The sequence below is a fragment of the Paenibacillus algorifonticola genome, assembly GCF_000971975.1.
In the GTDB taxonomy this organism is placed as follows: Bacteria; Bacillota; Bacilli; order Paenibacillales; family Paenibacillaceae; genus Pristimantibacillus; species Pristimantibacillus algorifonticola.
This window is the reverse complement of the sequence record NZ_KQ040778.1, coordinates 66730-91481: the sequence shown is the minus strand read 5'-3', so window position 1 is coordinate 91481 and position 24752 is coordinate 66730. Positions and strand designations below refer to the sequence as shown.

The window sequence follows — 24752 nt, the reverse complement described above, 5'->3', positions numbered from 1 at the left end:
CAATTCTCTTTAGTCGTATAATGAAATTAAATATTCAGAAAGAGTATCGCTGACTTTCTTAAACTCCGTTAGATAAAGACTTTCATCGTAAAGATATACTGAAGGATTATCACCCTCATCCAAATTGAAAAACCAAAACATATATCCTTGGTGCATCATAAACACAAACTGATTATCTGTGAGTTTTTTTGAGAAACTATTTTCCTCTAAAAGTTCAACAGCCCATTCTTTTAACTCTAATATATACTTCATAGTATAATGTGTACCAGTCAAAAACTCTGCACCATTCCCAAACTTACTCATAAAATCTAAATAATTCGAGGGCAGCGTTTTTGTTGGAGAAAAATGTTTTAATTTTGTTAGCTCATCTTCACTACAAGGCTTCATTGGGTATGATTTTTTTTCTAATGTTAATAAGAATTCCTTTAAATCACCCTTATTTGAAATATCCATGTTAAATCTCCTCCATATTCTACTCAATTCAAGTCATCCAAGATTTGAACTCTCGTGACTTTGATATTCGAAAAATCAATTTGAAATTGATCAATAATATCATTACAACTTTTACAAATAGGGTTATGTGAAATAATTTCAATACTGCCTTCAACATCAGGATTATTTTTGAACCTTTCTCTCAGATATTCTATCATCTTTTGCTCTGTATCTTGCAACCTTCCTTTATTATCTGACCCACTATATTTATAGTGATTTTCAGGTGGTCTAGGATAGTTATCCTTATGATTTGGATTATTTGGATCATACCCACTCATTGATTCAAGATTTATTGATTCACCATCTATTTCCCCCTTAGTTAATGCGACATTTTTAGTTTTTCCTGCGTTAAACCTCTTCCTCACATCATCTATCAATTTCTTATCTTCTTCGGTCGCTTCCCTAAAAACACTGTTGACAGAACCAGCTTTTCCCGTCCCCTCAGCCTCATTCTTCAAACGATCCGCCAATTCCTTCTTACCCGCTTCGGATTCGCTAAAGAAATCCTTATGATGCTGTGACGGACTTGAAGGTATCGAATCAGGACTTTCATGAAGTTTAACATTTCCTTCAGGACCTACCGGAACAAGACTGTCACCCATTTTCTTATTCGTCAAAGCATTCTGAAGCTTCTTCCAGCCTGTAGTTGCTGCATCCTTGATATCCAATGCATCACGTATCAGTTTCGCTTTAACCGCATCTGCCGCATTCCCAATCCAGCCCGTCATTTTATTCAGCGAATCACCAAATGCGTTGCCCAAGGATTTAACAATTTTCGCATTTGCAATTTTGCTACCAATCGCCTTCGTGAGCCGCGAATCCATTATACCACCGGTTAAACCGCCGATTCCCATATCCAGCGCCAGTGTGCCAAAACTAAACCCTTTGCCTTCCATCGTCTGGCGAATGACACTCTCAAAACCATTCTGCACTGCACCAAACGCCATACGTCCACCTAGGTTCGCCATCGGACCGAACGGGCCAAACACTGCCCCAGATATCGCCCCGATAACTGATTCTCGAAAGGCTGTTGACACATACGTGCCCATATCGCTGACCTCGCCGCGCGCGATATCCGATACCGCTTGGCTCACGACTGCGGCAGTTCCCGCAATGGCTGCTCCAGCCAATACTGCACCGACAACGACCGCTCCTGCTCCTAGTGTCGCTACCGTAAACGCCGCTGCTACCGCAACTACTGCGACGACAGCCAATCCTGCCAGCACATTTCTCGCTAGTTTTCCCCAGCTGAATGGCGGTTTTTCCGGTGGTGGCGGTGGAGGAGGCGGCTCACCTTCTACTGGCGCATCGTCATACGGCGCATAGCCAGTCCGATCCTTCCCCTCCGTTCGGATCTGCGCCCCCATCAGGTTATACTCGCCTTCCAGCGTGATTCCGCTTGGTGCACTCGTCTTCTTCGCTACGAGTAGCGCTTGCGCACCAATAACTACACGCTTCGGTGTGAACAGCGAAATCTCTTCCTTCGCTGTCAGCGTCAGTTTGCGCGGGCTGCTCAAGATAATGCCTACGGCATCGTCCAGCTTCAAAAACAGCGGCTCCTTGCTTCCGCCTGTAAACTCGACCCCCGTAGGGGACAGCTTCATTTCACTGCCATGCTCCGTCCCAAAATAACGGTTGTTCGGATCTGCCGTCTTTTCTGCACTCGCCCCATTGGTTCGCACGCCGCCAGTGACAATGGCTTCTTGACCGCCTGCATCGGCTAGATATAAATTCGCTTTTGTTCCTACCTGCGGCATACTGTACATCGCGCTTCCCGTCTCCGGAGCATAACGATACCAGTGCGCCGTTCCCTTGTCCTGCTTGTCATCAATCGCCAGATGCACCTGCACCTGTTCCCCTTTTACCGCTAGAATTTCTCCTTGCAGTGTCAGGCCTGACAACCTGCGGTTCATCATGGGCTGCTCTCGTATCCCCGCTTCCCGCGACAGACGGTAGTGGTAGATGAGCTGCCCTTTTTCCAAACGCGCCGTCATCGACGATACGATCAGTTCAATATAGCCTCGAATTTTAAAGCGATCACCCAAACGATAGAACGTTTTGGATTGTATTTCATAACCGAAAAAATCCGTATCATGCAGGCCCGCTTCCTGTCCGCCTGCCTTCTGAAACGCTGCTAAATCCTTACTCACCGTATACGATGCTCCATCAGGCAGCTTATGCTCTTTCCCCTCCGGCATCCCAATAAACAACTTCGGCGTTTCTTCCAATATATCACAGACGACGACCGACTGGAACTGGCTCGCTAGACGTTTCGTCAGCTCCCAATCCGTCTCCTCATATTGAATGACAGGCTCAGATGGTTTCTCCTTCTCTCCCTTTTGGAGCAAAACATCTCCACCTGGATACGCACGCAGTACGGTAGTTATGATCTTCTCGTACGTCTGGCTCGTATCCTGAAAAGATCGCTTCCGCTTCTTCAGATCGCTATAAATGCTTCCCGATACCGCCTCGATCTCAACTGTATATACCCCATTGCGATGCACCGTCTGCACAGATGTGACGACTCCCTTAAATAGAGGTTTCCGTTTACCTTCTTCTTCGTCATACAAGGCGATTTTATCCTGCCATACCGCTTCCAGCGTGGCATTCGTTCGCAGCTCTTCCTCGACCATTCCGCTAATCCGCAGCGTCCCATGCTCGCCCGGCTTCCAGCTCATCGCCACATCCGTGATATGCTTCAGCTTGCAGGGGCCTTCTACCCGCAATCGATCATAACCGATCATCTGCATCCCTCCTCCCCGTTGTCCTTCGTCTACCTAATCTGAATCGTGTTGACCGTCCGAGAGAAAATAGATTTGACCATCCATGGCACACGTAAGAAACGATTGGGTCGTCAGCGCTGGTTTGTTATCTACCTTCGCATTTTCCTTTGGCAGCACCCACTTATTAAAAATCTCTGGCATACAGGGTGGGCCACCCTCGGTAATGCCTTGCTCATTAATCAAGTACACGACTTCCCCGGCTGCCATTTTAGGACTGCGGCATATGCCAAAATACGGCACGTTCTCCGGGCTGTAATCGTCCTCATTCATCATCGGCTTGCCATTCACATACGACCCATGGCTCTCTGGCAAGTTGATTCGGCGTGAATGCGTGCCGCATGTACATCTCATGGTTGCCCCTCGCACCACATATGCGGGTTCATTCCCCATTCTCTTCTCCTCCTTTTCAATCACCGTTTCCTATTCTATTTCTTGTTAAAAGCTAAAACTGGTTGCGAATCGTTTGGTCTAAGCTCTCAAACTGTTTGAATAATCGCGACTCCAATCGTTTGGTCTAAACCAGCTCCACCCGTTCCAAACGAATGCCCACAGGCTCCCGCCGCAGCAGGCTTTCCGCAACATCCAGCCGCACGATGATTAGCGGCATTTCGCTTTCGCTCACCCGCACAATTTTCTTCCCTTGCAGACGCTCCCGATCCAGCACCAAATGCTTAATCGTCCGCTGATCCTGATGCAGCTCGGCATACGGACTTAAACATGGCAGCTCCTCAAAAAAGGGCAAGTAATACGTTTGCTGGCGGCGAGTCAGCATATGCATCAAAATGACCATCTTGTATACCGCTCTCGGCTCGTACAGCTCTACTAACCGCTTCAATCCATCCGATAGCAAAAAGAGCTGCCGATCCAGCACATCCGTAAACACACTGTCTTTCTCTCCCTTGACTTGAAACAGGAGCTTGTCCGGTATCCGGTACGATGTCGCCGCATACATATCCCGCATATCCAGCTTCTCCCGCAGCCCTTCCAGCATCGGGGTACTCGTGTAACGGCTATCTTGCTTCAGTACAAGCTTGCACTCTCGCTTTGCATAGCGGTTATTTCAGGTCTAGAAAAAGAAAAAAGCCTATTCCAAATTATTTAACGGAATAAGCCTTTAAATTAAATTCTAAATTTATAAATATATTTTACATTTCCACAACTATAAAGCTAAATTTTATATCCATAAAAATACTTCTCACCTTTTTCCCACTCCTTGCTTGATAGTCCCTCTATATAAGAAATAAAATTTTTATAGTTATCTTTGTTTATAACCGTGTCATACTCAGCTGGCACTTTTATCCCTGTCCAAATAGATAATACAGATGGTATAAATTCCATTTTAAAAATGTCTTCATTGTTGACAGCTAGCATAACTCTTTCAAAAATCCTTTTTGCCAAATCTCCTGGAAAAGCTAGTTTTTGTCCAAAATAATACTTTTCTACTTCATGTTGCTGGGTGTAGTTCAAATAATATTCTCCAATGTCATCTACTGATGCCTCTTCTCCTAAGTCCTCCTCGTAGTTTATAAAAAAGTCGATTGAATCCCTTAAAACTACTGCTATATCATTAATATCACACCATTCTTCAAGCAAGCTTAATAAATATGGAATAGAATCAAGTGAAAGTGATGTAGGTGCAGCAGATGCAAAAGTTCTTATTGTATCTTCTGAGGCATTTTCTAAAAAACGCATACTATTTGAGTCACTTAAATCATCATGCGTACAGATTGAAAAATAAACCCTAATACATAGATTTAATACAGCATCATCATTTGTTTGATTCATTAGTTGAATCAACAGTGGTTTTTGAGTAAAATCACCTAGTTTGAACATTTCTAGTAAGTTAATTAAAACCTTTGCTTCTGTATCAGCCTTTAAAAGATTTTCTTTGATTTCTTGGTTAGAATACTCTACCTTTTCTCCAAACCACGAACTATTCATAAGGTTTTTAGATTTGTCCAATTTGCTTCACCAACCTGTATCAATTTTAACGTTTCTTATTCTCTCTCTGCCATTTCAATACTTTATTTTGGAATACAGTAACTTCAGTATGCTGAGGGTTATTTCCAAATACAATTATACCATTTTCATTTTCATATATCTTTAACACCTTGGCATTCTTTTTCCCATATCCCATTTGATTATAAAAATCCAATTCTAACTCATTAAGTTTTGTACGAGAAATCGTAGATTCACCAGTAATTTTTATATTAGAATCGACATTTTCTCCTCCGAATGCTAGGCCTTGGACATGATGACCTTTTTCAAGTTGTCCTCTTCTAACCATCGCTTCATACTCAGCACGAGCTTCTTTTAATTCATTCCCCTTTACGATTCTAGATTCATCTGGATTTGGATACCAATCAGGGTTAGATTCATATAGTTTTTTGGCTTCGTCATAATAAGGACCATATACTTCATTAACGGTATCCTCATTTACATTTATATCGTTTGCCTCATTCTTCATACGCTCCGCCAATTCCTTCTGACCCGCTTCAGATTCCTTAAAAAAATCCTTATGATGCTGTGATGGGCTTGGAATCTGTGGATCAGGTGAATGATTGAACCAATAATTTCCTTTTGGACCACCAGCTCCTACTGGAATGAGGCCACCATTCATATTATTTAGCGTAAACGTATCCTGAAGCTTTTTTAAACCTGTAGTTGCTGCATCCTTAATATCCAATGCATCACGTATCAATTTCGCTTTAACCGCATCTGCCGCATTTCCAACCCAGCCAGTCATTTTATTCAGCGAGTCGCCAAATGCGTTGCCCAAGGATTTAACAATTTTCGCATTTGCAATCTTGCTACCGATTGCCTTCGTAAGACGTGAATCCATTATACCACCGGTTAAACCGCCAATCCCCATATCCATTGCCATTGTAGCGATACTAAACCCTTTGCCTTCCATCGTCTGGCGAATGACACTCTCAAACCCATTCTGCACTGCACCAAACGCCATACGTCCACCTAGGTTCGCCATCGGACCAAACGGGCCAAACACCGCCCCAGATATCGCCCCGATGACCGTCTCTCGGAAGGCCGTTGAAACATACGTGCCCATATCGCTGACCTCGCCGCGGGCGATATCCGATACCGCTTGGCTCACTACCGCAGCAGTTCCCGCAATCGCCGCTCCAGCTAGTACCGCACCAACAACGACTGCCCCTGCTCCTAGCGTAGCTACCGTAAACGCCGCTGCTACAGCGACTACCGCGACGACGGCAAGTCCTGCCAGCACATTCCTTGCTAGTTTCCCCCAACTGAATGGTGGTTTTTCCGGCGGTGGCGGTGGGGGAGGTGGCTCGCCTTCTACTGGCGCATCATCATATGACGCGTAGCTCGTCCGATCCTTCCCTTCCGTTCGGATCTGCGCCCCCATCAGGTTATATTCTCCTTCCAGCGTGATCCCGCTTGGCGCACTGGTCTTCTTCGCTACCAGTAGCGCTTGCGCACCAATAACCACACGCTTCGGTGTGAACAGCGAAATCTCTTCCTTCGCTGTTAGCGTCAGCTTGCGCGGACTGCTCAAGATAATGCCTACGGCATCGTCCAGCTTCAAAAACAGCGGCTCCTTGCTTCCGCCTGTGAACTCGACTCCTGTCGGGGACAGCTTCATTTCACTGCCATGCTCCGTGCCAAAATAACGGTTGTTCGGATCGGCCGTCTTCTCCGCACTCGCTCCGTTTGTTCGCACGCCGCCAGTGACAATGGCTTCTTGACCACCTGCATCTGCGAGATACAGATTCGCCTTTGTCCCTACTTGCGGCATACTGTACATCGCGCTACCAGTCTCCGGGGCATAGCGATACCAGTGTGCCGTTCCCTTGTCCTGCTTGTCGTCGATCGCCAGATGCACCTGCACCTGTTCTCCTTTCACCGCCAGAATTTCTCCTTGCAGTGTCAGGCCGGACAGCCTGCGGTTCATCATGGGCAACTCTCGTATTCCGGCTTCCCGCGAAAGTCGATAGTTATAGATCAGCTGTCCCTTTTCCAAACGTGCTGTCATCGACGAAACAATTAGCTCAATATAGCCCCGAATTTTAAAGCGATCACCCAAACGATAAAACGTCTTGGATTGTATTTCATATCCAAAAAAGTCTGTATCATGCAGGCCTGCTGCTTCCCCGCCTGCTTTTTGAAAAGCCGCCAAATCCTTGCTCACCGTATACGATGCGCCATCAGGCAGCTTATGCTCTTTCCCCTCTGGCATCCCAATAAACAGCTTCGGCGTTTCTTCCAATATATCACAGACCACGACCGACTGGAACTGGCTGGCTAGCCTTTTGGTCAGCTCCCAATCCGTCTCCTCATATTGAATGACAGGCTCAGATGGCTTTTCCTTCTCTCCCTGTTGAAGCAGTATATCTCCGCCTGAGTACGCACGAAGCACGGTGGTCAAGATTGCCCCATACGTCTGGCTCGTATCCTGAAAAGATCGCTTTCGCTTCTTCAAATCGCTGTAGATGCTTCCCGATACCGCCTCGATCTCAACTGTATATACCCCATTGCGATGCACCGTCTGCACGGACGAGACTACACCCTTGAACAGGGGTTTCTTTGTGCCTTCTTCTTCGTCGTATAACGCGATTTTATCCTGCCATACCGCTTCCAGCGTTGCATTCGTCCGCAGCTCTTCCTCGACGATCCCGCTAATCCGCAGCGTCCCATGCTCGCCCGGCTTCCAGTTCATCGCCACATCCGTGATATGCTTCAGCTTGCAGGGGCCTTCTACCCGCAATCGATCATAACCGATCATCTGCATCCCTCCTCCCCGTTGTCCTTGCCTGGCTTAATCCGAGTCGTGCTGACCATCGGACACAAAAAAGATTTCCCCATCCATCGCGCACTTCAGAAACGATTGGGTCGTCAGCGCGGGTTTGTTGTCTACCTTCGCATTTTCTTTCGGCATCAGCCACTTATTGAATATCGTCGGCATACAAGGGGGGCCTCCGATGTTATTGCCTTGTTCGTCGATCAGATATATGATCTCTCCCCCTGCCATTTTCGGGCTGGCACATAGGCCGAAATACGGCACATTCTCCGGGCTGTAATCATCCTCGTTCATCATCGGCTTACCATTGACATACGACCCGTGACTTTCTGGCAAGTTGATCCGGCGCTTATGCGTTCCACATGTACAGGCCATTGTTGCCCCTCGCACGACATATGCAGGTTGATCTCCCATTCTATTCTCCTCCTTTTCAATCACCGTTCCCTATTCTATTTCTTGTAAAAAGCTATAACTGGTTGCAAATCGTTTTGTCTAAGCTCTCAAACCGTTAGAATAATCGCGACTCGACTAGTTTTGTCTAAGCCAGCTCCACCCGTTCCAAACGAATACCCACAGGCTCTCGCCGCAGCAGGCTCTCCGCTACATCGAGCCGTACGACAATCAGCGGCAACTCGCTTTCGCTCACCCGCACCATTTTCTTCCCTTGCAGACGTTCCCGATCCAGCACCAAATGCTTAATCGTTCGCTGATCCTGATGCAGCTCGGCATACGGACTTAAACACATTAGCTCCTCAAAAAAGGGCAAATAATACGTTTTCTGGCGACGAGTCGACATATGCATCAAAATGACCATCTTGTATACCGCTCTCGGCTCGTACAGCTCCACTAACCGCTTCAATCCATCCGATAGCAAAAAGAGCTGCCGATCCAGCACATCCGTAAACACGCTGTCTTTCTCTCCCTTGACTTGAAACAGCAGCTTGTCCGGTATCCGGTACGATGTCGCCGCATACATATCCCGCATGTCCAGCTTCTCCCGCAGCCCTTCCAGCATCGGCGTACTCGTGTAGCGGCTATCTTGCTTCAGTACAAAATAGTCCATCAGGATGCACCGCCCTTTCCATCCTGCTGCTCTTGAAGCTGATCTCCGTCCTCTTCTTCCGCACTTTCGCTATCGCTAGGCTCATCCAGTGCGCGTACTCCATGACCATCCTCCGCCAATATTTCCGTCTGATCGCGGTACTCGCCCATTGCAATCGCCCAGCCTTCCGCTTTCTCCAGCGCTGTGAAGGCCTCAAGCTCGATCAGCTTTTCCATCTGCCCTCGCACATATTCCACCGCCAGCGTATGGCATTTCTCTGCTTCCAACTGGCGAATGTCGTCGATATCCATAATCGTGACCTTTCGTGCGTAAGCGACTCGCTCCGGCTCCAGCTGCTTGACTCGCTCAAACATCGGAGCGAACAGAAACGCTGGCTCCCAACTCACCGCACAACCTGACGCATCCATCAGCCAGCGTTCATCATACGCATCCATCCGATACGTACAGTGCCCTTCCATGATGCTGGTGCGTAAATAAGAAATGTAGATATATTTCAGCTTCCCTTGTTTTTCCGCTGCTTGAAGTTCAGCCGCTTTCTCACACAGCGCCTCAAATGCTCTCGCCAGCTCCACATCGATCTCCACCTGATGTTCCTCGTAAATGTCATTCACCAGCAGCACATCTTCCTGCCAGCGATCAAACACATGCCGTTCCAAAAAATCAGCCAGCGCCTCTTCCCGCGTCATCACCTGACTCATACGATGTTGACCTTTCCGCCGCTCAGCGTCACTTCATCCTGCACTGTCAGCATCGCGTCGCCCTGCTTCAAATCGATGCCCGTCTCTCCTTGGATCAAAATGTTCGCTTCGCTTGTAATTTCAATATCTTCCACAGCTGTGAGCATAATTTTCTTATCGCTGTTGATCTCGATTCCACCATCATCGGTCAAGCGCATCAGCATCTGACCGCCCCCGATAATCTCTACCGCACCCGGCTGGAAGACAATCTGCTTGCCATATTTCGTGCTGATGCTTTTCACTGCCGGATCGCTGCGTTTCGTCGTATCCGAAGAAGCGACGTCGACCGAGCTCGCCGCAAACGCATTTTTCTCCTCCGAATCGGGAAAATACAGCCTTGCCTCATCGCCGATCTCCGGCATGCAGTACCAGCCGCTGCCGTCTGGCGACGAATACACCGTCGAATACGGGAACCATGTATCTGCCCCGCCGCCGTCAATTTTCAGCTTCAGCTTTACTTTGTCTTTCTCCACACCAGCAATGGTGCCGAATAGCGAAATACCCGTAATCTCCTCCAGATAACGGGTGCCGCAGCGAAAACCTTCCCGCTCTCGAAGATCGTAATGGTAGACGAGCAGTCCCTGCTCCGTGCGCGCTTCCACCCGGTACACGAATAACGAGCGGCGCTGAAATTGAACGGCGCTGCCCAGTTCAATGGCAGTATGGCTCGTCACTTCATAAATCATCCGGCCCTGCTCGGTGAAGCTCGCTTTGCTATTTTCAGCCAACTGCTTATAGACGCCCATTTCCTTACGGATCGAATAGTTTGTCTCCGTCAGCACGACCTCGCCGCCCGCCTCCGGCACCCCCGCATAAAAACGGATGCCCGGCATCGCGCTGATTGCCAGCAGCGGCATATTGAAATGCGACGCCAGCCGCTTCGCAAATGCCCAGTCGGTTTCTAAATATTGCATCACGAGACCGCCTATTGCCTTGCCTTGCGACGCTTCATCGACGACATTCGCATTCGGGTAATCCGACGCCAGCTGATTCAAAATCTGCTCATACGTTTGCTGTCCGTTTTGGTAGGAGCGCGTTTCTCTTTTGAGATCCATCAGGAACGTGCGGCTGTGTGCTTCGATCGTCAGCGTTCGCACGTTTTGCACCACTTGGATGCGGGCGTTCGTAATGATGCCATGAAAAAGCGTCCGTTTGCCGCTCTCCTCCGTCTGCGTGTACACCTCAATCGGCTCATTGTCCGAGATGCGCTCGATATATACATCCAGCTTGCTCTCTGGCACAATGCCGCTCAGCGTCAGCTGGATATGCTCATTCACTTCTTTTACGATCGTCAGGGCTGTGATTTGCTCATAGGGGCTTTCGGTCATGTGTATGTCTGCGAGGGTGTAGATCGGGTGGGCCGTTTGGCTACTTGCACTCTCGCTTCGTATAGCGGCTGCGGCTGGGTGAATCCTCATACTTTCCGGGCGCTCCGCTCGGCCTGCCGGTCTTTCTGCACGGACTTTCGCACGCTCCATTAGGCCTGACATACCGGATGCCATGCTTCCCATGCGCGCCATTGTACCTGCTGGGTGTGCTTCTTGTTTCTCTACTTGCTTGGCCTGACCCGACGGTCTTGCAGCACGACTCTCCGCACGCTCCATCTGACCTGCTGGTCTTGCCTCACGGTTGTCAAGACGCTCCGCTTGACCTGACGGCCTTGCCTCACGATGATCCGCGCTCCCCATTTGAGTTGATGGTTTAGCTTCATGCTTCTCCATCCCCTCAGCCTGTTTTGAGGGTCTATCCGCTCTTCCTTCCACTAATTCCTTGCGAGCCACTGGCCTTGCCGCAGCATGGCCTGCCATGAAATCCATGCCACCCGCTTCCGGTCTTGCGCCGCGAGCTTCCATACGCCCCACTCGCTCTGCCGGTCTTTCTGTACGTTCACTCATGCTTGCACCTCTTCCTCTGCTTCTTCGTATACCCGGATACTTTGCAGCATTTGGTAAGCAATCTCCCGCCAATCGGCATATAGGCTATATGGGCATGTGAAAGAGCCGATAACCGCCTGGCCGTCCAGCGCGAGGAAGAACATAATCGTATATAGATAGCCGTCGAGCGCCGAGCTTTTGAAATCGAAGAAACCAATGCGTTTCCCATTGATTTCCTCCACCTCTGTCGTATAAAAAACATTCGCCGGATTCGCCCGTTTAACCATTCCCTTCATGCCATTCGTCAGTTCGTCTACCCATGGGTCGCTCAGGTTTTCATCCACATATTTCAGTGTAAAAGCAATGCTTCCATCCGCATTTGCCTTAATAATCTCAGGGCGCTCCTCATACGGATATTTGGCTTTTCGAGATTGCTCATCCATATCCGTAAACTGGCTTGGCAGATGCACCGACAAACGCTCGTTGAAAAAGAAAACAGGCTCAAACACATAGTTTTCCACCCCGATCCGAATGCTCTCGGCATGAATCGTTTTGGGGTTCTCCAGTGTCTCCATCTCTTGCAGCAATTTCAGTATTTTCTCATCAGCATGTTCCAACTTGTCGTCCTCCTTCAAGTCATCTTGCATGTCCTTGGACCAACCTGCTTCTAAGTCTCTAATCTACTAATTTGTTAAAAAAGGAGCCTGTTATGAGCGCTCGCTCACTCTTTCCCAAACGGCATCAACGGCGGTTGAACTGGCTGATGCATAGGGGAATACGTCGGATACTGCACAAACGGCGGCTGATGCACATCCAATCCAAACTGCTTCGCCAGCAGCAGCACCTTCTTGTCCACCACATAGGTGCCTGCCATTTTGTCGTGAAGCCCCTGCTTTTTGCTTGTGAACGGAATAATAAGAAAACCGACATACAAAATCAGTCCAGATAAGATTCTTCCAAAAAATCTTCCCGTCGCACGGCCAAACGTTACGCGTTCAAAACGCTCATCGGTTACGATGATGCCAAGGGCCATTTTGCCCAGCGTCCCTTGAGCGGGCGACATTTCCATCAAGGTGAAATAGAGCCATCTCAACACAATGTAGAACAGGAAAATACTCGGCACTATCACTGAAAAAAAGCCATCGAACGATTGACTGTACAAAGAATCTGATCGAAGTGCCGCTATCGGCATGCTGAATAGTAGCATGATCATTAATAAGCCGATGTAGGTGAACAAATATAAAATAATGTCGTCGATAATGTACGCGAACAGCCTTTTCCAAAAACCTGCATAAACCAACATGTTGCCTCCTGTGTCTGATCTCTCATGTAATTGAACTTCCTTAATCCACCAACATCCGCCGCATGCCGCCTGGGCGAAGATCGCCTTTCGCCGCTCCGCCGCGATGCACGCTGCCGAGTATTCGGCGTAAATTTCCATACAGCTGGTCTCGATCCACTGGAGGCGGGTCGTCGAATTTCCCCGTATCGCCCATCCGTTCGCGGCCAGCCGCCGAATGAGCTCCAGCGCCTGAACCGCCTTTCGCTCCCATATGGAAGCCCCGCTGCACGCCTCGGCGCTCCAGCCCTAGCCTTGCGGCTACATAATGCTCAATGACGGGCATCGCCACCGTTCCCTCATTCAAGCAGAGCATCGCAAACGAGATATCATGCGGATCAGAGCAGCCGCGCATCAGCAGCTCTTCTCCGTACAGGCGCATGACGATCGGGTCCATCGTGCTGCGCCCGTAAGCGGCATGCTCCACATGAATGAGCTGCACCGTGTTGTACTCGGTGATCAAATCATGGAACCCCTCATAGCTTTGGCGCAGCCTCGCGCCCGGCTTGAGCTTGTACCGTCCCAACTCAAGCTCGTTCCCGCGCAGCTGGCCAGCAGGCTCCAGCACGATTTCCGTCTCATAGCTCGTAATGTCACTGCGTACACTCGGCTCCGAGGGGAAACGGATTTTAATCAGCGTCTCATTTCCCGTAGCCGAATAAGGCAGCTCATAATCCTGCTCCAGGCTGAACAACCGCCCGTCATGCTTGACTATGCCGCGCTTAATCATCAGCGTTTCCTCGCCCACCAGTACCTCGGCCCCGCAAATAATGCCATCTGAATAGCTGCTGTACTGGATGTCGAACATATGCCGCGGGTAATCCCGCAGATTGCTGAGCATCTCCGTCTTTAGAATTCGGCCCTTCTGAAAGCTGGGATAGCGGTCTGCAAACATGCACGCTCACTTCCTTCCTGTCTATTTCACCCTTTTAATCTCCTAATATTTCTCTATCCCTCTATTTCTCTATCTATTTCAGCCCGTCAAAGAAATCCAGCTCCGACAGATCATCCTCGAATGTGAACAGCCGCTTCTCGCCCAGCAAGAGCTGCTCCTGCGTCCGTGCGACCGGAACGATGTGGAAGCCCCATTGATTTTCGCCCGTCACGACGAAAAATTTTACTTCCCCGTTCACGATTAAATCCGTTTCCTCCTGCGGAATCTGTTCGCCGTACAAGGCGGCGATTTCTTCATATAACGCGGCATTGTACACACTGCGACTGTTGTCATACACATATTTGCGCTGCAGCTTGTCGTCCCCGCTCTTCAGATAAAAAGCGACCTCCGATACATGCATCGGCCGCGACACCGCGCCCCGCATCCGGCTGAGCTGCTCCATGCTGCTGATGAGCACTTTTTCGCCGCCTTGATGCGTATAGGCCGTCACCGTATACGGCACGACTGGCGCGCTCCGCGTCACCGTCGTCTGAATTTGGCCCAGCTTGCGCGCCGTCAAATACCGGATGGCCCCGCGCAGGCACGCCAGCTTCAACTCCGGCACCTTGCCCGCCTCATCGGCTTTCAGCCCAAACTCAATGCTGCGCCCCGGCACAAATTCCTTGAGCGCCTCGCGGAACGCCTCGATCCGGCACGATTGCCCGGTCAGCTTGATCATCGCGTACTGCTGCAAACGGCCATCCTCATAAAAATCCTCCAAAAACGCCCGCACAATATTATAAATATCCGCCCTCAGCAGCTTAGACATTTCATTGACCGTGAACACCGCATCCGGGCTGTCATGGCGATCGGTAAATCTGCCGCCTTCGTTCAGCGATAAGCACCAGCCGGCAATCGGCATCACCTCAAGGTCATTGTCCGCGCGATCCATTCGCCCCAAGCGAGCCGTCTGTTCCGCAATTTCGAACTTTCTGCGAAACGTGCTCGTCCTGCGGAAGAACGCAACCTTAAGCTCCTCTGCCAGCTCCCATAAAAAATAAAAATTGCGCCGCACCCGCCAATAATCGTCACGCGTCCGGTTCTCATACTGCTTGAAGCGCGTTGGGAGCACCCGCTCCGCTTCCCGATACCTTTGCTCCAGCGGCTCATATACCGCTGCAACGCCATATTCATCCACATGGCGGAATAAATCCGCGCCCGGAATGCCGATTAATTCATCGAGATCCGTCAAGACGCGGCCGCGGGAATAATAATCGGCAAAAACGATTTTGATATATTGCATCACCCGATAGGTGAGATTATTGCCGCCAAAATTCGTGTCTCCGTTCTCGTAGGCGGTGCGAATGTCGATGTTATACGAGATTCGCCCTTCCTCAATGCGGAAGCGGCATGAGGACAGGTCGGTCGTTCCCCCGCCGCAATCGATAACCAGCGCGTCGAACGTCTCGCCTTCCATGTAGCGGTCCTGCTCGATTTGGTCAGCTATCGTGTTGTACAGCACCGCCATGCCCTCATCCAGCGCATGCTCCGTTTCGATGACGTAATCATCTTGCAGCACTTCCTTGAACATCGCCATAAACGGCTCTTTCAGCTTCACCGGGCTTGTAAAATGCAAATGCTTGAAGCGGCATTTGAACTGATGCTCTGCCGTTTGAATGACATGCAGCAAATAAGCGCGTATCAGCTCGCTTCGTCTCAGCACAGCGGTATTGCCGCTGGCGTCGCTTACTTCCTCCATTTTGCCGATGCCATTCACCCAACGCTTCATCCCGAGAAAAACGCTCGTTCTCCCCGCATGCGCGTTATGCTTGAGCTGGCGCATCGCCTCATACCCATAGGTGTATTTGATATCGCCTATATCCGCACAATCGGCTACGCCAATCGCCGTCGGCAGCATTTCGATCCAGCCAGCCGTGGACGCAACGCCTATTCCACTGCCTCCAGAATGAATGAAGTCCCCGCCAGCCGCATCGCCTTTAGCCGTTTTGGCAAAGGACACATAATTAATCGTTCCCAGCCGCAGCTTGCCGTTTAAAATATCGTGGCTGCTCGGCTCGGCAATAAAGCCATAATCTAGAAAAGCGCCAGCCGTCGTATTTGACGTGCCGAAGTCAATGGCGAGCACCGCCTGCGTCTGCTCCACCTCGCGAATGTCCAGCTCTGACACCGGCATGCGCCAGTAATGCAAATTAGCAGGCGGCATCAGCCGATTGCTGTAATAGGCTTTGTATAAATATTCCGAATCCTGCTTGCGGAACAGCAGCAGGCTGTAATTGCGGTTCGCCGTCCGGCGGTACACCGTATTTTTATCTGCGCACAGCATAAAGACGCCTGGCTCTAATCCATCTTTTACCAGACGCAAAATTCCACACACTTCCTCCTGCTCATTGATAATAAGCACATTCGATTCGCACACGCTTGGCACATGAGGCGCACGCACCTGATAGCCATCCCGCCGATTGAGCGGCAGGCCGTTGTAGATCGTAATTTTCGCCGGAATGTGGATGCTTGCCGCATCGCGCAGCGGCGTATTTAAATAATGCTGCAAAGCATATTCCAGCCGCTCAAAGCCCTGCTCCTCATATTCGTCAATAAACAGGCTCTCATCCGCGCCCCGATATTTCAGCACAATACGAACAAGCTCCTCGCGGCTCTGCGCTTCGACAACACCTTTGACGATACGCTCCTGATGGCAAATGCTGCGCAGCTGATGCGTCGTCATTTGCTCCAGCTCGGCAAGCGAATAGCGTCTTGCTGCTGCACCACGGGCATTTTGCCCAGCTTGCGGGCCGAGACCTTTTGCTCCTGGCGGCGCATAATGCGTTCTCATGCCGGATGGCTGGCGCGCTGCTCCCGAAGGTCCCCGCATATCGTCTCTGCCGCCTGCGCCGTTACTCGAATAACGGGCATTACTACTCCCATTGCCATTGTTAGCAGCGTCCTCTTTATCCAAGTAGCCACCGCCGAGTTTTGCCGCTGGGCCATTCCCCACAGCCCTACCGTTGCCATTTCCATTCGTATTTCCGTTCGCATTGGCATTTCCATAGCCAGCATCATCCAAGCTGCCATTTCCATAACCGCCCGCTTGCCCGCGGCCATTGCCTGCACCGCCTAGATCACGGCCGCCATCTGCTACTCCACGGCCATAGCCATTTCCGCCTGCCGCCGCTTCATCCATATATCGATCGGGGTTCCCGCCGCGCCCGCCTTGGCCTTGGTTTTGACCTTGACCTTGATTTTGCCCGTATCCACCGTATCCGCCATTTCCACCACGGTTTCCAGCACCTTGCCCGTTACCATCCTGGTAACCTTGGCTTTGGCCTTGTCCATAACCATCGTTGTTCCCTGGATTATGTCCATACCCGCCTTGATCGCCTGGGGCTTGCCCTTGCCCTTGCCCGTAGCCTTTCGGGCCTCCTGCTCTTTTGTCTCCACCAGCCCTTGCGGCGCCTTCATCGTAGCTGTCCAAGGACTGCTCCGCTTCGCGGGTCGCCGCCACTTCATCCTGAGCCCGCGCTCCCGCATTATTTTCAGCACCGGGCTTCGTTAATTTATAGGTATAGCTGCGCATAATGACAGCCCTCCTCCTTCGTCTCTAATAGAGCGCAATGCGGTCGATTTGCATCGTCTCTTCCACATCAAGCAGGCCAAAATGATATTCCCAATAAATTTCGGTCACAAACCGTACAGGCAGAAACAGCCGCCGCACCAGCTCAATTCGCGCCTCGACTGCCTCCGTCCGCTTCTGCCCGACGTAAAACACCAGCTCGTCCTTCTCCTCGCAATTTACATATATCGTCGAGCGCTTGAACAGCTTGCGCATCGTATCCTTCAGTAGATAAACCGCCTCGCCCGTCTCATACAGCCGCAGCAGATTGGCCGCTATAACCTCCCGCTCGTTGCGGGTAAACAACGTCAGCCCATGCTTCACCTCATCGCCGAACAAGCCATCCTCAATATCTCGCAAAATAAACCGGATATAATATTCCCTCAGGTTCATCCCCTGCGATAAATCCACATCGGCTAGAAAATGCATCATAATATCGAACAGCGCCACTCTCAGCTCCGCGCATTCCTCATAATCCAGATCGAACATGCCGTCAAAAATATTCGTAAAACGGTAATCCGCATTAACCTCAATCTCCCGATCCACAAGCGTAGCGTTCAAATCGGGCAAGCTCAGCTCCATATATGGCGAATATACTTTGGCTGGCGTAAAATAAAGCCCTTTCCGCTCAAGCCCCTTCTGCTCGGTTTTAATGACTAAATCCCATACGTAATTCAAGCCCATTCTCCTTCACAGCTGTATTCCGGAAAATGCATTTGAATTTCAGATACCATAAAGCTCATCACATCATTCAGCACAAAATCGGCCCCAGCCTGCGCCGCTCCGCGCTTGCGGAAGGTCAGCTTCAGCCGCTTCTTGCCCGATTCCGAGCGAATATTATCGCTGATGAAAGGATTCATCCCATACGTCTGCCCGCTGCGGCCAAGCGGCTTGCCATCTACCTCGGCGCTTGCCAGCTCCAGCGCCTCCGCCGCCTCGAACGAATGCACAAGCCGCATCAGCTCGCTGACTGCGCGCACCGCCACCGAATGCTGGCGGGCATATTTGCCAATAAAGCCTTCGCGTTTGCGGTTGGAGAACAGCGGATAGTCAAGCTTGCCAACCTGCGACATAATGGGCTGGGTCAGCTTCCAGACACTCCATACGCCGGATGCCTCCTTCGGGCTGACGACAGTCAAATCCTCAGCGGAACGCTTGATGTAGCGGACATCCTGCTCATCGCCGTCTACGAGATAGCCGTGACCCGCTCCGGTTTTGCGCAGCGACAGCACATGCTCGTAATTGATGCGGTCAGCAGCCGGAACCGGAAAGCCGCTGTTGCGAATTTCCAGACGCTCAATGTTCCATAGCGGCACAATGTCCGGTTTTTTAAACCGCTCATACCGCTCCAGATCGACGCTAATTTCTAGAATCTCCTCGTCTTCCTCCGGAATGCGGTCGCTTCCGGTCAGCACGAGATCAATAAACTTATAGGCGTAAGGATGATTTAGCGTCTTCCACGCTATGCCATTTTTTTGAAAAACATCATACAGCCGCTCGATCTCACCCGTATAGGTCTGGCTCCGCTCCACGCGAGCGCTTATCGCATAGCTGCCCCGATTCGTTTCCATCTTCCCTTGAAAAATACGGCGCCGTGCCAGCAGCTCATTCAGCTCGGGATAGCTGCATTCCATAAACACCGTCAGCAGCTTGCACTCCTGCTTGCGGCTTAGGCCTGCAATAATGTCATGCAGCGGAATTTCCGGCTGCCTGGCGTCTCCTGGCAGCATCGGATACAAAAAATCATGGATCGGATCGATATCCTCCCGCGCGCAGACGGTGACGAAAATATCATTTTTATCGTCATTGTCTCCCAGTTCCCCAAAGATGCGCTGCTCCAGCTCGCGGTTCATCTTCTCCTGATAATCGACGACCCCGTTGAACATGCTGGTCATGAGCTGCTTTAATATTTTTCGCTGCTCCAAATCCTCCATCCGGCTGAGCCGATCCTGTATGATATCCTTCATCCCGTTCTCCCTCCCTGCTGGCTGCTGTGCCTTGGCCTAGCTTTTGCAGCTAGCCCGTTGTATTCGCCTGCGGTGTTGCCTCCTGATCGGGCGTCGGTGTAGGCGTTGCCGCCGGAGTAGCCTCCGTCGAGCCGCCGCTTGTTCCCGCCGCTCCGCTTCCGGCAGACGAACCAGCATCGGCGGTGCTATTCGCGGTACCGCCTGCCCCACTTGTTTCTGCGCCGCTGCCGCTTGCTCCGCCATTATTTCCTGCGCTGCTGTTCGTACCGCCGCTGCCCGCGCCACTTCCGCCAGCCTCACTATTCGCTTCGCTGCCGCTTCCCGAACCCGCACTGCTCGCGCCACCGTCGCTCCCCGTGCCTGCATCGCCGCCCGCCGCCGGGCTTGGCATCGGGTTCAGCTTATCCTCCGCCTTGCCGATGCTGCGCTCCAGCTTCAACACCGGCTCCAGCACCGCGATTTCCTGATAAATCGCCTGTGCCTGCGTATAAGCATCAATCGCCGCCTCATAATTGCCGGCGGCAAAGCTGCGGTCGCCGCGTTTCTCCAAATTCTCGGCCTTCAGCAGCTTCTGCTCCTTCACAAGCTCGGCAATTTTCGCCTCCGCTTCATCCAGCTTCGTCTTAATTTCCTTCTCGCCTTCGACAAACCCCACATTAAGCGCAGCCTTTCGCGCCTGCTTGTAGAGCAGCACCGCCGCAGAATAATCCTGCCCCTCAGCCTTCAAATCCGCCTCCTGCACAATCGCGGCAATACGGACATATTCATCGATCTGGCTTATTTTCTGATCCAGCTCCTGCTGGTCGTAGAGCCCGTCGTTTTTCGTCTCTTCCTTCGCCTTCTTGTATTGCGTCAGCGCCTTCTCGTAATCGCCGTCCTTCAGAAACCCGTCTCCGGCGACGATGAGATCGACCTTCTTGTATTTCACGCCATACAAGGCAATATGTACTTTATCCTTGAGCTTCTTCGCCTCGGCGCGGGCTTCGCTGTACGATTTCAGCGCCTGCGCATAATTGCGCTCCTCGACGTAGGTGTCGCCCGTCTGCTCATATTCGAGCATATTGGCAATGCCTTCCGCCACCCGCGCTGCGGTCCGGCTTTTATAATAAATAGCGAAGCCGGCCGCAATGATGACCGGAATCATCACCAGCGCAATCCGCTTCACCCATTTGCTCCATTTTTTCTTGTCTTCCTTGTACACTTTATCTACGTAGACAGCCGCCGCCGTATAATTGCCAATGACCGGCTGCTGCTTGCTGAGCAGCACTTCTTCGAGCGTATCGACGAGCGCGGTCGGGTCCTCCGTATCCTCCAGCGAATCCAGCATTTCAGGAACGTCCACGTTCTCCCACATGCCCGGCGTAACGAGCAGCAGCACATCGCCGTCATTGAGCGCCGTCTTTTTCGAAATAAATGGCTCCAAGCCTTCCGGCTTGCCGACGTATTGCAGCAAATTGTGGCGCTCCTCGTGACGATCCACCTTATAAGCGGAAATACTTTCGCGATCCGCCATCGCCTGCGCTAAAGACAAATCCTTGCTTTGCCCAAGCAGCCGTCCTCCGCGAAAATGATAAAGCCGCGCATTGCCGGCTACCGCCCAGACGATGCGGGTATAATCGGTTACGACCATAATCAGGCTCGCCTTCAGCCGCACGCGCCGGCTTTCGAGGCGAAGCCAATCCTGCGCCTCCTGCAAATAAGCCTCCAGCTTGCGCTTTGACATCGTCGGCTTATGCGTGAAGTTTTCAAGCAGGCATTGCACCGCCATTTCGGCGCTGCGGACCTCCACATCGTTATCGCAGCCATCCGCGACAATCCAGCAGGCTCTGTCATCCAGCTCGACGTAAGCAAAATAATCCCGATTTTCCATAAACGTCCCTGCCTCCGACAGGAAATCCGTTTTGAAGCTGCTGTTTTCCTTTCTCATCTGTACCTCCGCATCCTTGTCGCTTGCCGCCGATCACCAGACCTCCAGCACAATGACGGTGGCATTATCCTGATTGACCAAACGTTTTTTCTCGATCGCTTCAATCATGTATTCGGCTGCGTCATGGGGGCTCTGGCTTTTTTTCAGCGCCTCCTCCATTTCCACCTCCGACAAGGTATTGTATAGACCGTCGCTGCACAGCAGCACTTTATCGCCCTGCCTCAGCTCGAAAGGCTTCTCGCCGATTTCCATCTCCTGATAGCCCTCATAACCCAAATAGTTAATGAGCTGCTTGCGCTGAGGATTTGCGAGTGCTTCTTCCTTGGAAATTTCACCGGATAAATAACGTTCCTCTAGCAGTGTCGCATACGTGTGCTTCTGGTTAACCGGAATAAAGTCGCCATTTCGGTAGATCAGCAAAATACTATCGCCCACCGCGCCCCAATACAGCTTCAGGCCGCGCATTACCGCGACGACCAGCGTCGTCCCGCCGCTTGCACCGCCCAGCTGCCGCAAAATTTCACTATTGGCAAGCTTAGCTGCCTTAGAAATAAAAGGGACGATCTCCTTCTCAGCGGAGACATTCATAAATTGCCGCATAAAAGTTGTGACCGCCACCGTACTTGCCATCCGGCCGTTAGAAAGGCCACTTATCCCATCGGCCAGCACCGCTACAACCCCTTGCGGCGTCTCGGCACTGGCAAAATAATCATCCTGTTCATTTCTCGCGCCAATCGTCTGGCCGTTGCCGATCGGCAGCTCCTGCAGCGTTTGCACGGGCGCCGATTCCGCTGGACTGTTTGCAAGCAGGCGCCGCCGAATGAGCAGCAGCGCTGCTATAACAGCCAGAAAAGCCAGCAATATAATGACCGGAGGAATATCCATCAGCCTCATCATAATCATCGGCCTAACCTGAACTGTCTTCCCATTCAAAATGGGCGCCGCACAGCGGAATGAAAATAAATTTACTATGTCCAAGCTGGATGACATCGTAGGAGGTCAGCTCGACAGGGGAATAAACCGCTTCATTGTTGTGGTAGGCAAGACCGGAGGCATCGCCTGGAAGCAAATAAAAATTGCGTTTTTTCGGGTCGTAGACGATAACGGCATGATTGCGGCGGGAGACGGTGTTATCCCCAATAATGCGAATATGCATCTCTTCCGAGCGGCCGATAAAATTCTTTTCCGCCATAATGCGGTAATCCTGGCCAAGCTGCGGACCTTCGATGCAGACAAGCCAGCCCGTTACCGGATGAATTCCCTTCGTCTCGCCCAAATAAGGCATCGTCTTGTCATCCGTCTCCGGCTGCTGGGCTGCCTTGCGGTCGCCGCCCTTGGCTGCCGCAGGCTCGACGCTAATACTGCAATAAGGGCATAAATTGCCATGCTTTCTGGTGCTGAACATGTGGCCGTTCGGGCATCTTGTCAAACTCATCTAAGCTCTTCCCCCGTCTATTTAATCGTAAACGCACGCTTCCGCACCGTTGTTCCACAGCTGCTTGCGCGCGCGTCTCGCGGTATGTTCTTCGTTATGTACAGCTGCCTCTCGTTATTTAACGAGCAGCCTCGTATTTGCAATGACAATCAGATCGCCGCTATCAATGCGGTATGACTGCTCATTGTCAATTCTCGTAATGACGCTATTGTTGTACTTGCGCAATCCCACGCCGTTCGTCGAATCCAGATCCTCCAAATACCAAATGCCTTTAGAGTGATTCAGCACCGCATGCTGCAGGCTGATGATCGACGCATATTCAGCGTCAGAGAGGTCTACATCCACATCGCTGCGGCTTGAGCTTTTGCCGATCAGCAGCGAGGTTTCTCCATCTATGTACCATTCCTTCAAACGCTCACCCTCCTCGTCTATCATGACGAGCCGAGTAATAACAGCTGCTTTGCTTGCACTTTTCCACCGCGGCCTCCATTTGAAAGCCAGCCATACAACGATTAAAAGTCCTGCGATTACGCCGGTTGCCCCTTGCAGCATTTTGTCTTCATTGATGAAGAAGGCATAATATAAAGCTTCAATAGCCAGAATGGCGATAATGATATCCAGGGCTATAATGCCTGCCGATCTGCCGCTCGGGTTACGACCTGATACAGCCGTCGCCTTCACCGTCATTCCTCCGTTCTCCCGCTTCCTTGAACACTTGACACCGCTTTATTTTTTGCCGAAAAAGCGATTGAATAAATCCGTCGTATCCAGCGGATTGCTTGGTTTGCCGCCAGGCTTCTCCGTCATGCCTTCCTTGCCCTGCGGCTTAAAGCCGAAAAACTGCTCGAACTGCTTCGACAGCGGTGTTCCATCGCCGCCCCCGCCTGCCATTCCAGCCATGCCTGCTGCTCCGCCATACCTGCCCGCATTTGCGCCCATACCCGCAGCGTGGCCTTTCGCTCCGCCTGCATGTCCTCTGCCGGAAAGCGACTCATCGTAGCTGCTCCGTTTATCCGGATCACCCAGCGTTTCGTAGGCTGTCTGAACTTCCTTAAACTTGCGTTCCGCTTCTGCACTTCCGCCATTCGTATCAGGATGATAACGCTTGGCTAGCTTGCGATAAGCCTGCTTGATTGCTGCTGCGTCTGCCTCTTTCGGGACGCCTAAAACGTCATAAAAGTTGTTCATTCGGCTCCCTCTTCACTTTTCAAAATATGGGAAATACCCCTTTAATCAAATTCAAGAGGCATATATGCCTCTTGAATTTGCTAGCCTGCTCTATAGGAAACTTGTCCCGCGAGCGGGCAATACCGACTTCAACCTTATAGCGGGTAACCGCCGTCGATTGTTGTCAATTCGGTTTTGTCTTTCTTTTGCTTGATGTAAAGCTGGAATGTACCTACGCCTTCTGTGTCGCCGTAAGCTTCGGTGTAATCTACAACGAATGCGTTAGGGAAGTGGATTTTGCGAACCACTTGGTCAGCAGAAATCACTTCCAGTGTTACTTTGCGGTAGCTGTCTGCTTTTTCAGCAGGAACGAGCGACCAGTTAGCAAGCTTGAGCGTGTCGTCAAAAGCGTCGCCGTCTGTTGCTGTAATGATTTTGCCGCTAATGCGAAGCGTAGCGCCTACATCAGTGGAGCGTGCATTGGAATCATCCGGTGTATCTGTGTCATACTTTACGGTTTGGATGTTGTCCAAGCCCAGCTCGATTTTTTCTGCGCCTTCAATCGTCAACTTAAATCCCATATTAAAATTCCTCCTTGAAATGGTGTACCCGCAGGTGCTAGCGCCTGACGAGTTCTATATATGTTGAAAGGGGAGCGCCCGAAGGCGTTCTCCTTTAACACCCGATTG

22 protein-coding genes are annotated in these 24752 nt (G+C 51.0%); all 22 read right to left on the bottom strand.

The genetic code is table 11. The annotated features are described in order from the left end of the window. Positions 1–9 precede the first annotated feature (9 nt). The 22 genes from WH37_RS00445 to WH37_RS00340 all read right to left on the bottom strand — a co-directional run bounded on the left by WH37_RS00445 (position 10) and on the right by WH37_RS00340 (position 24644). Positions 10–453 carry an SMI1/KNR4 family protein gene (locus tag WH37_RS00445; protein ID WP_046228599.1) on the bottom strand — a complete coding sequence of 148 codons (444 nt, stop codon included), beginning with the start codon at positions 451–453 and terminating at the stop codon, positions 10–12. Between the two features lie 23 nt (positions 454–476). Next, on the bottom strand, positions 477–3236 hold the full coding sequence (locus tag WH37_RS00440; protein ID WP_046228598.1) for a deaminase domain-containing protein: 2760 nt from the start codon (positions 3234–3236) through the stop codon (positions 477–479). A 33-nt stretch (positions 3237–3269) separates the two neighbouring features. Continuing rightward, positions 3270–3665 (bottom strand): DUF4280 domain-containing protein, encoded by a 396-nt coding sequence (locus WH37_RS00435; RefSeq protein WP_046228597.1) that lies wholly within the window; start codon positions 3663–3665, stop codon positions 3270–3272. 124 nt (positions 3666–3789) lie between these two features. Further along, the gene (locus WH37_RS00430; RefSeq protein ID WP_046228596.1) at positions 3790–4266 is read right to left on the bottom strand and encodes a hypothetical protein; all 477 of its coding nucleotides are present in this window, start codon (positions 4264–4266) and stop codon (positions 3790–3792) included. 176 nt (positions 4267–4442) lie between these two features. Next, positions 4443–5237, bottom strand: coding sequence for an Imm47 family immunity protein (gene imm47, locus WH37_RS00425; protein ID WP_046228595.1), 795 nt, complete (start codon positions 5235–5237; stop codon positions 4443–4445). Between the two features lie 25 nt (positions 5238–5262). Continuing rightward, on the bottom strand, positions 5263–8037 hold the full coding sequence (locus WH37_RS00420; protein ID WP_052736721.1) for a contractile injection system protein, VgrG/Pvc8 family: 2775 nt from the start codon (positions 8035–8037) through the stop codon (positions 5263–5265). A gap of 33 nt (positions 8038–8070) precedes the next feature. After that, positions 8071–8466: a DUF4280 domain-containing protein gene (locus tag WH37_RS00415; protein WP_046228594.1), complete on the bottom strand. Its 396-nt coding sequence runs from the start codon at positions 8464–8466 to the stop codon at positions 8071–8073. A gap of 124 nt (positions 8467–8590) precedes the next feature. Continuing rightward, positions 8591–9115: a hypothetical protein gene (locus WH37_RS00410; protein WP_046228593.1), complete on the bottom strand. Its 525-nt coding sequence runs from the start codon at positions 9113–9115 to the stop codon at positions 8591–8593. Continuing rightward, positions 9115–9813: a hypothetical protein gene (locus WH37_RS00405; protein ID WP_052736719.1), complete on the bottom strand. Its 699-nt coding sequence runs from the start codon at positions 9811–9813 to the stop codon at positions 9115–9117. The genes WH37_RS00410 and WH37_RS00405 overlap by 1 nt, the downstream gene beginning before the upstream one ends. Further along, positions 9810–11747, bottom strand: a complete 1938-nt coding sequence (locus WH37_RS00400; RefSeq protein ID WP_231594071.1) for a contractile injection system protein, VgrG/Pvc8 family — start codon at positions 11745–11747, stop codon at positions 9810–9812. The genes WH37_RS00405 and WH37_RS00400 overlap by 4 nt, the downstream gene beginning before the upstream one ends. Further along, positions 11744–12343, bottom strand: a complete 600-nt coding sequence (locus WH37_RS00395) for a hypothetical protein (RefSeq protein WP_052736718.1) — start codon at positions 12341–12343, stop codon at positions 11744–11746. Before WH37_RS00395 ends, WH37_RS00400 begins: the two co-directional genes overlap by 4 nt. Positions 12344–12447: 104 nt before the next feature. After that, a complete protein-coding gene (locus tag WH37_RS00390) occupies positions 12448–13029 on the bottom strand; it encodes an RDD family protein (protein WP_052736717.1) in 582 nt (193 codons plus the stop codon). A 40-nt stretch (positions 13030–13069) separates the two neighbouring features. Beyond that, entirely contained in the window at positions 13070–13960 is an 891-nt protein-coding gene (locus WH37_RS00385; protein ID WP_046228591.1) for a hypothetical protein, read from the bottom strand. A 73-nt stretch (positions 13961–14033) separates the two neighbouring features. Then, on the bottom strand, positions 14034–16790 hold the full coding sequence (locus WH37_RS00380; protein ID WP_046228771.1) for a molecular chaperone: 2757 nt from the start codon (positions 16788–16790) through the stop codon (positions 14034–14036). 765 nt (positions 16791–17555) lie between these two features. Next, positions 17556–18251: a hypothetical protein gene (locus tag WH37_RS00375; RefSeq protein WP_046228590.1), complete on the bottom strand. Its 696-nt coding sequence runs from the start codon at positions 18249–18251 to the stop codon at positions 17556–17558. Next, a complete protein-coding gene (locus WH37_RS00370; RefSeq protein ID WP_046228589.1) occupies positions 18242–19534 on the bottom strand; it encodes a hypothetical protein in 1293 nt (430 codons plus the stop codon). The genes WH37_RS00375 and WH37_RS00370 overlap by 10 nt, the downstream gene beginning before the upstream one ends. 49 nt (positions 19535–19583) lie before the next feature. Continuing rightward, a complete protein-coding gene (locus WH37_RS00365) occupies positions 19584–21461 on the bottom strand; it encodes a PP2C family protein-serine/threonine phosphatase (protein ID WP_063837986.1) in 1878 nt (625 codons plus the stop codon). A 33-nt stretch (positions 21462–21494) separates the two neighbouring features. Then, complete coding sequence (locus WH37_RS00360; RefSeq protein ID WP_414811797.1) at positions 21495–22355, bottom strand: PP2C family protein-serine/threonine phosphatase; 861 nt, start codon at positions 22353–22355, stop codon at positions 21495–21497. A gap of 13 nt (positions 22356–22368) precedes the next feature. After that, entirely contained in the window at positions 22369–22896 is a 528-nt protein-coding gene (locus WH37_RS00355; RefSeq protein ID WP_046228588.1) for an FHA domain-containing protein, read from the bottom strand. A 114-nt stretch (positions 22897–23010) separates the two neighbouring features. Beyond that, positions 23011–23583 (bottom strand): FHA domain-containing protein, encoded by a 573-nt coding sequence (locus WH37_RS00350; RefSeq protein ID WP_046228587.1) that lies wholly within the window; start codon positions 23581–23583, stop codon positions 23011–23013. A 39-nt stretch (positions 23584–23622) separates the two neighbouring features. Next, complete coding sequence (locus WH37_RS00345; protein ID WP_046228586.1) at positions 23623–24084, bottom strand: J domain-containing protein; 462 nt, start codon at positions 24082–24084, stop codon at positions 23623–23625. Between the two features lie 134 nt (positions 24085–24218). Continuing rightward, the gene (locus WH37_RS00340) at positions 24219–24644 is read right to left on the bottom strand and encodes a hypothetical protein (RefSeq protein ID WP_046228585.1); all 426 of its coding nucleotides are present in this window, start codon (positions 24642–24644) and stop codon (positions 24219–24221) included. Between the last annotated feature and the right edge of the window lie 108 nt (positions 24645–24752).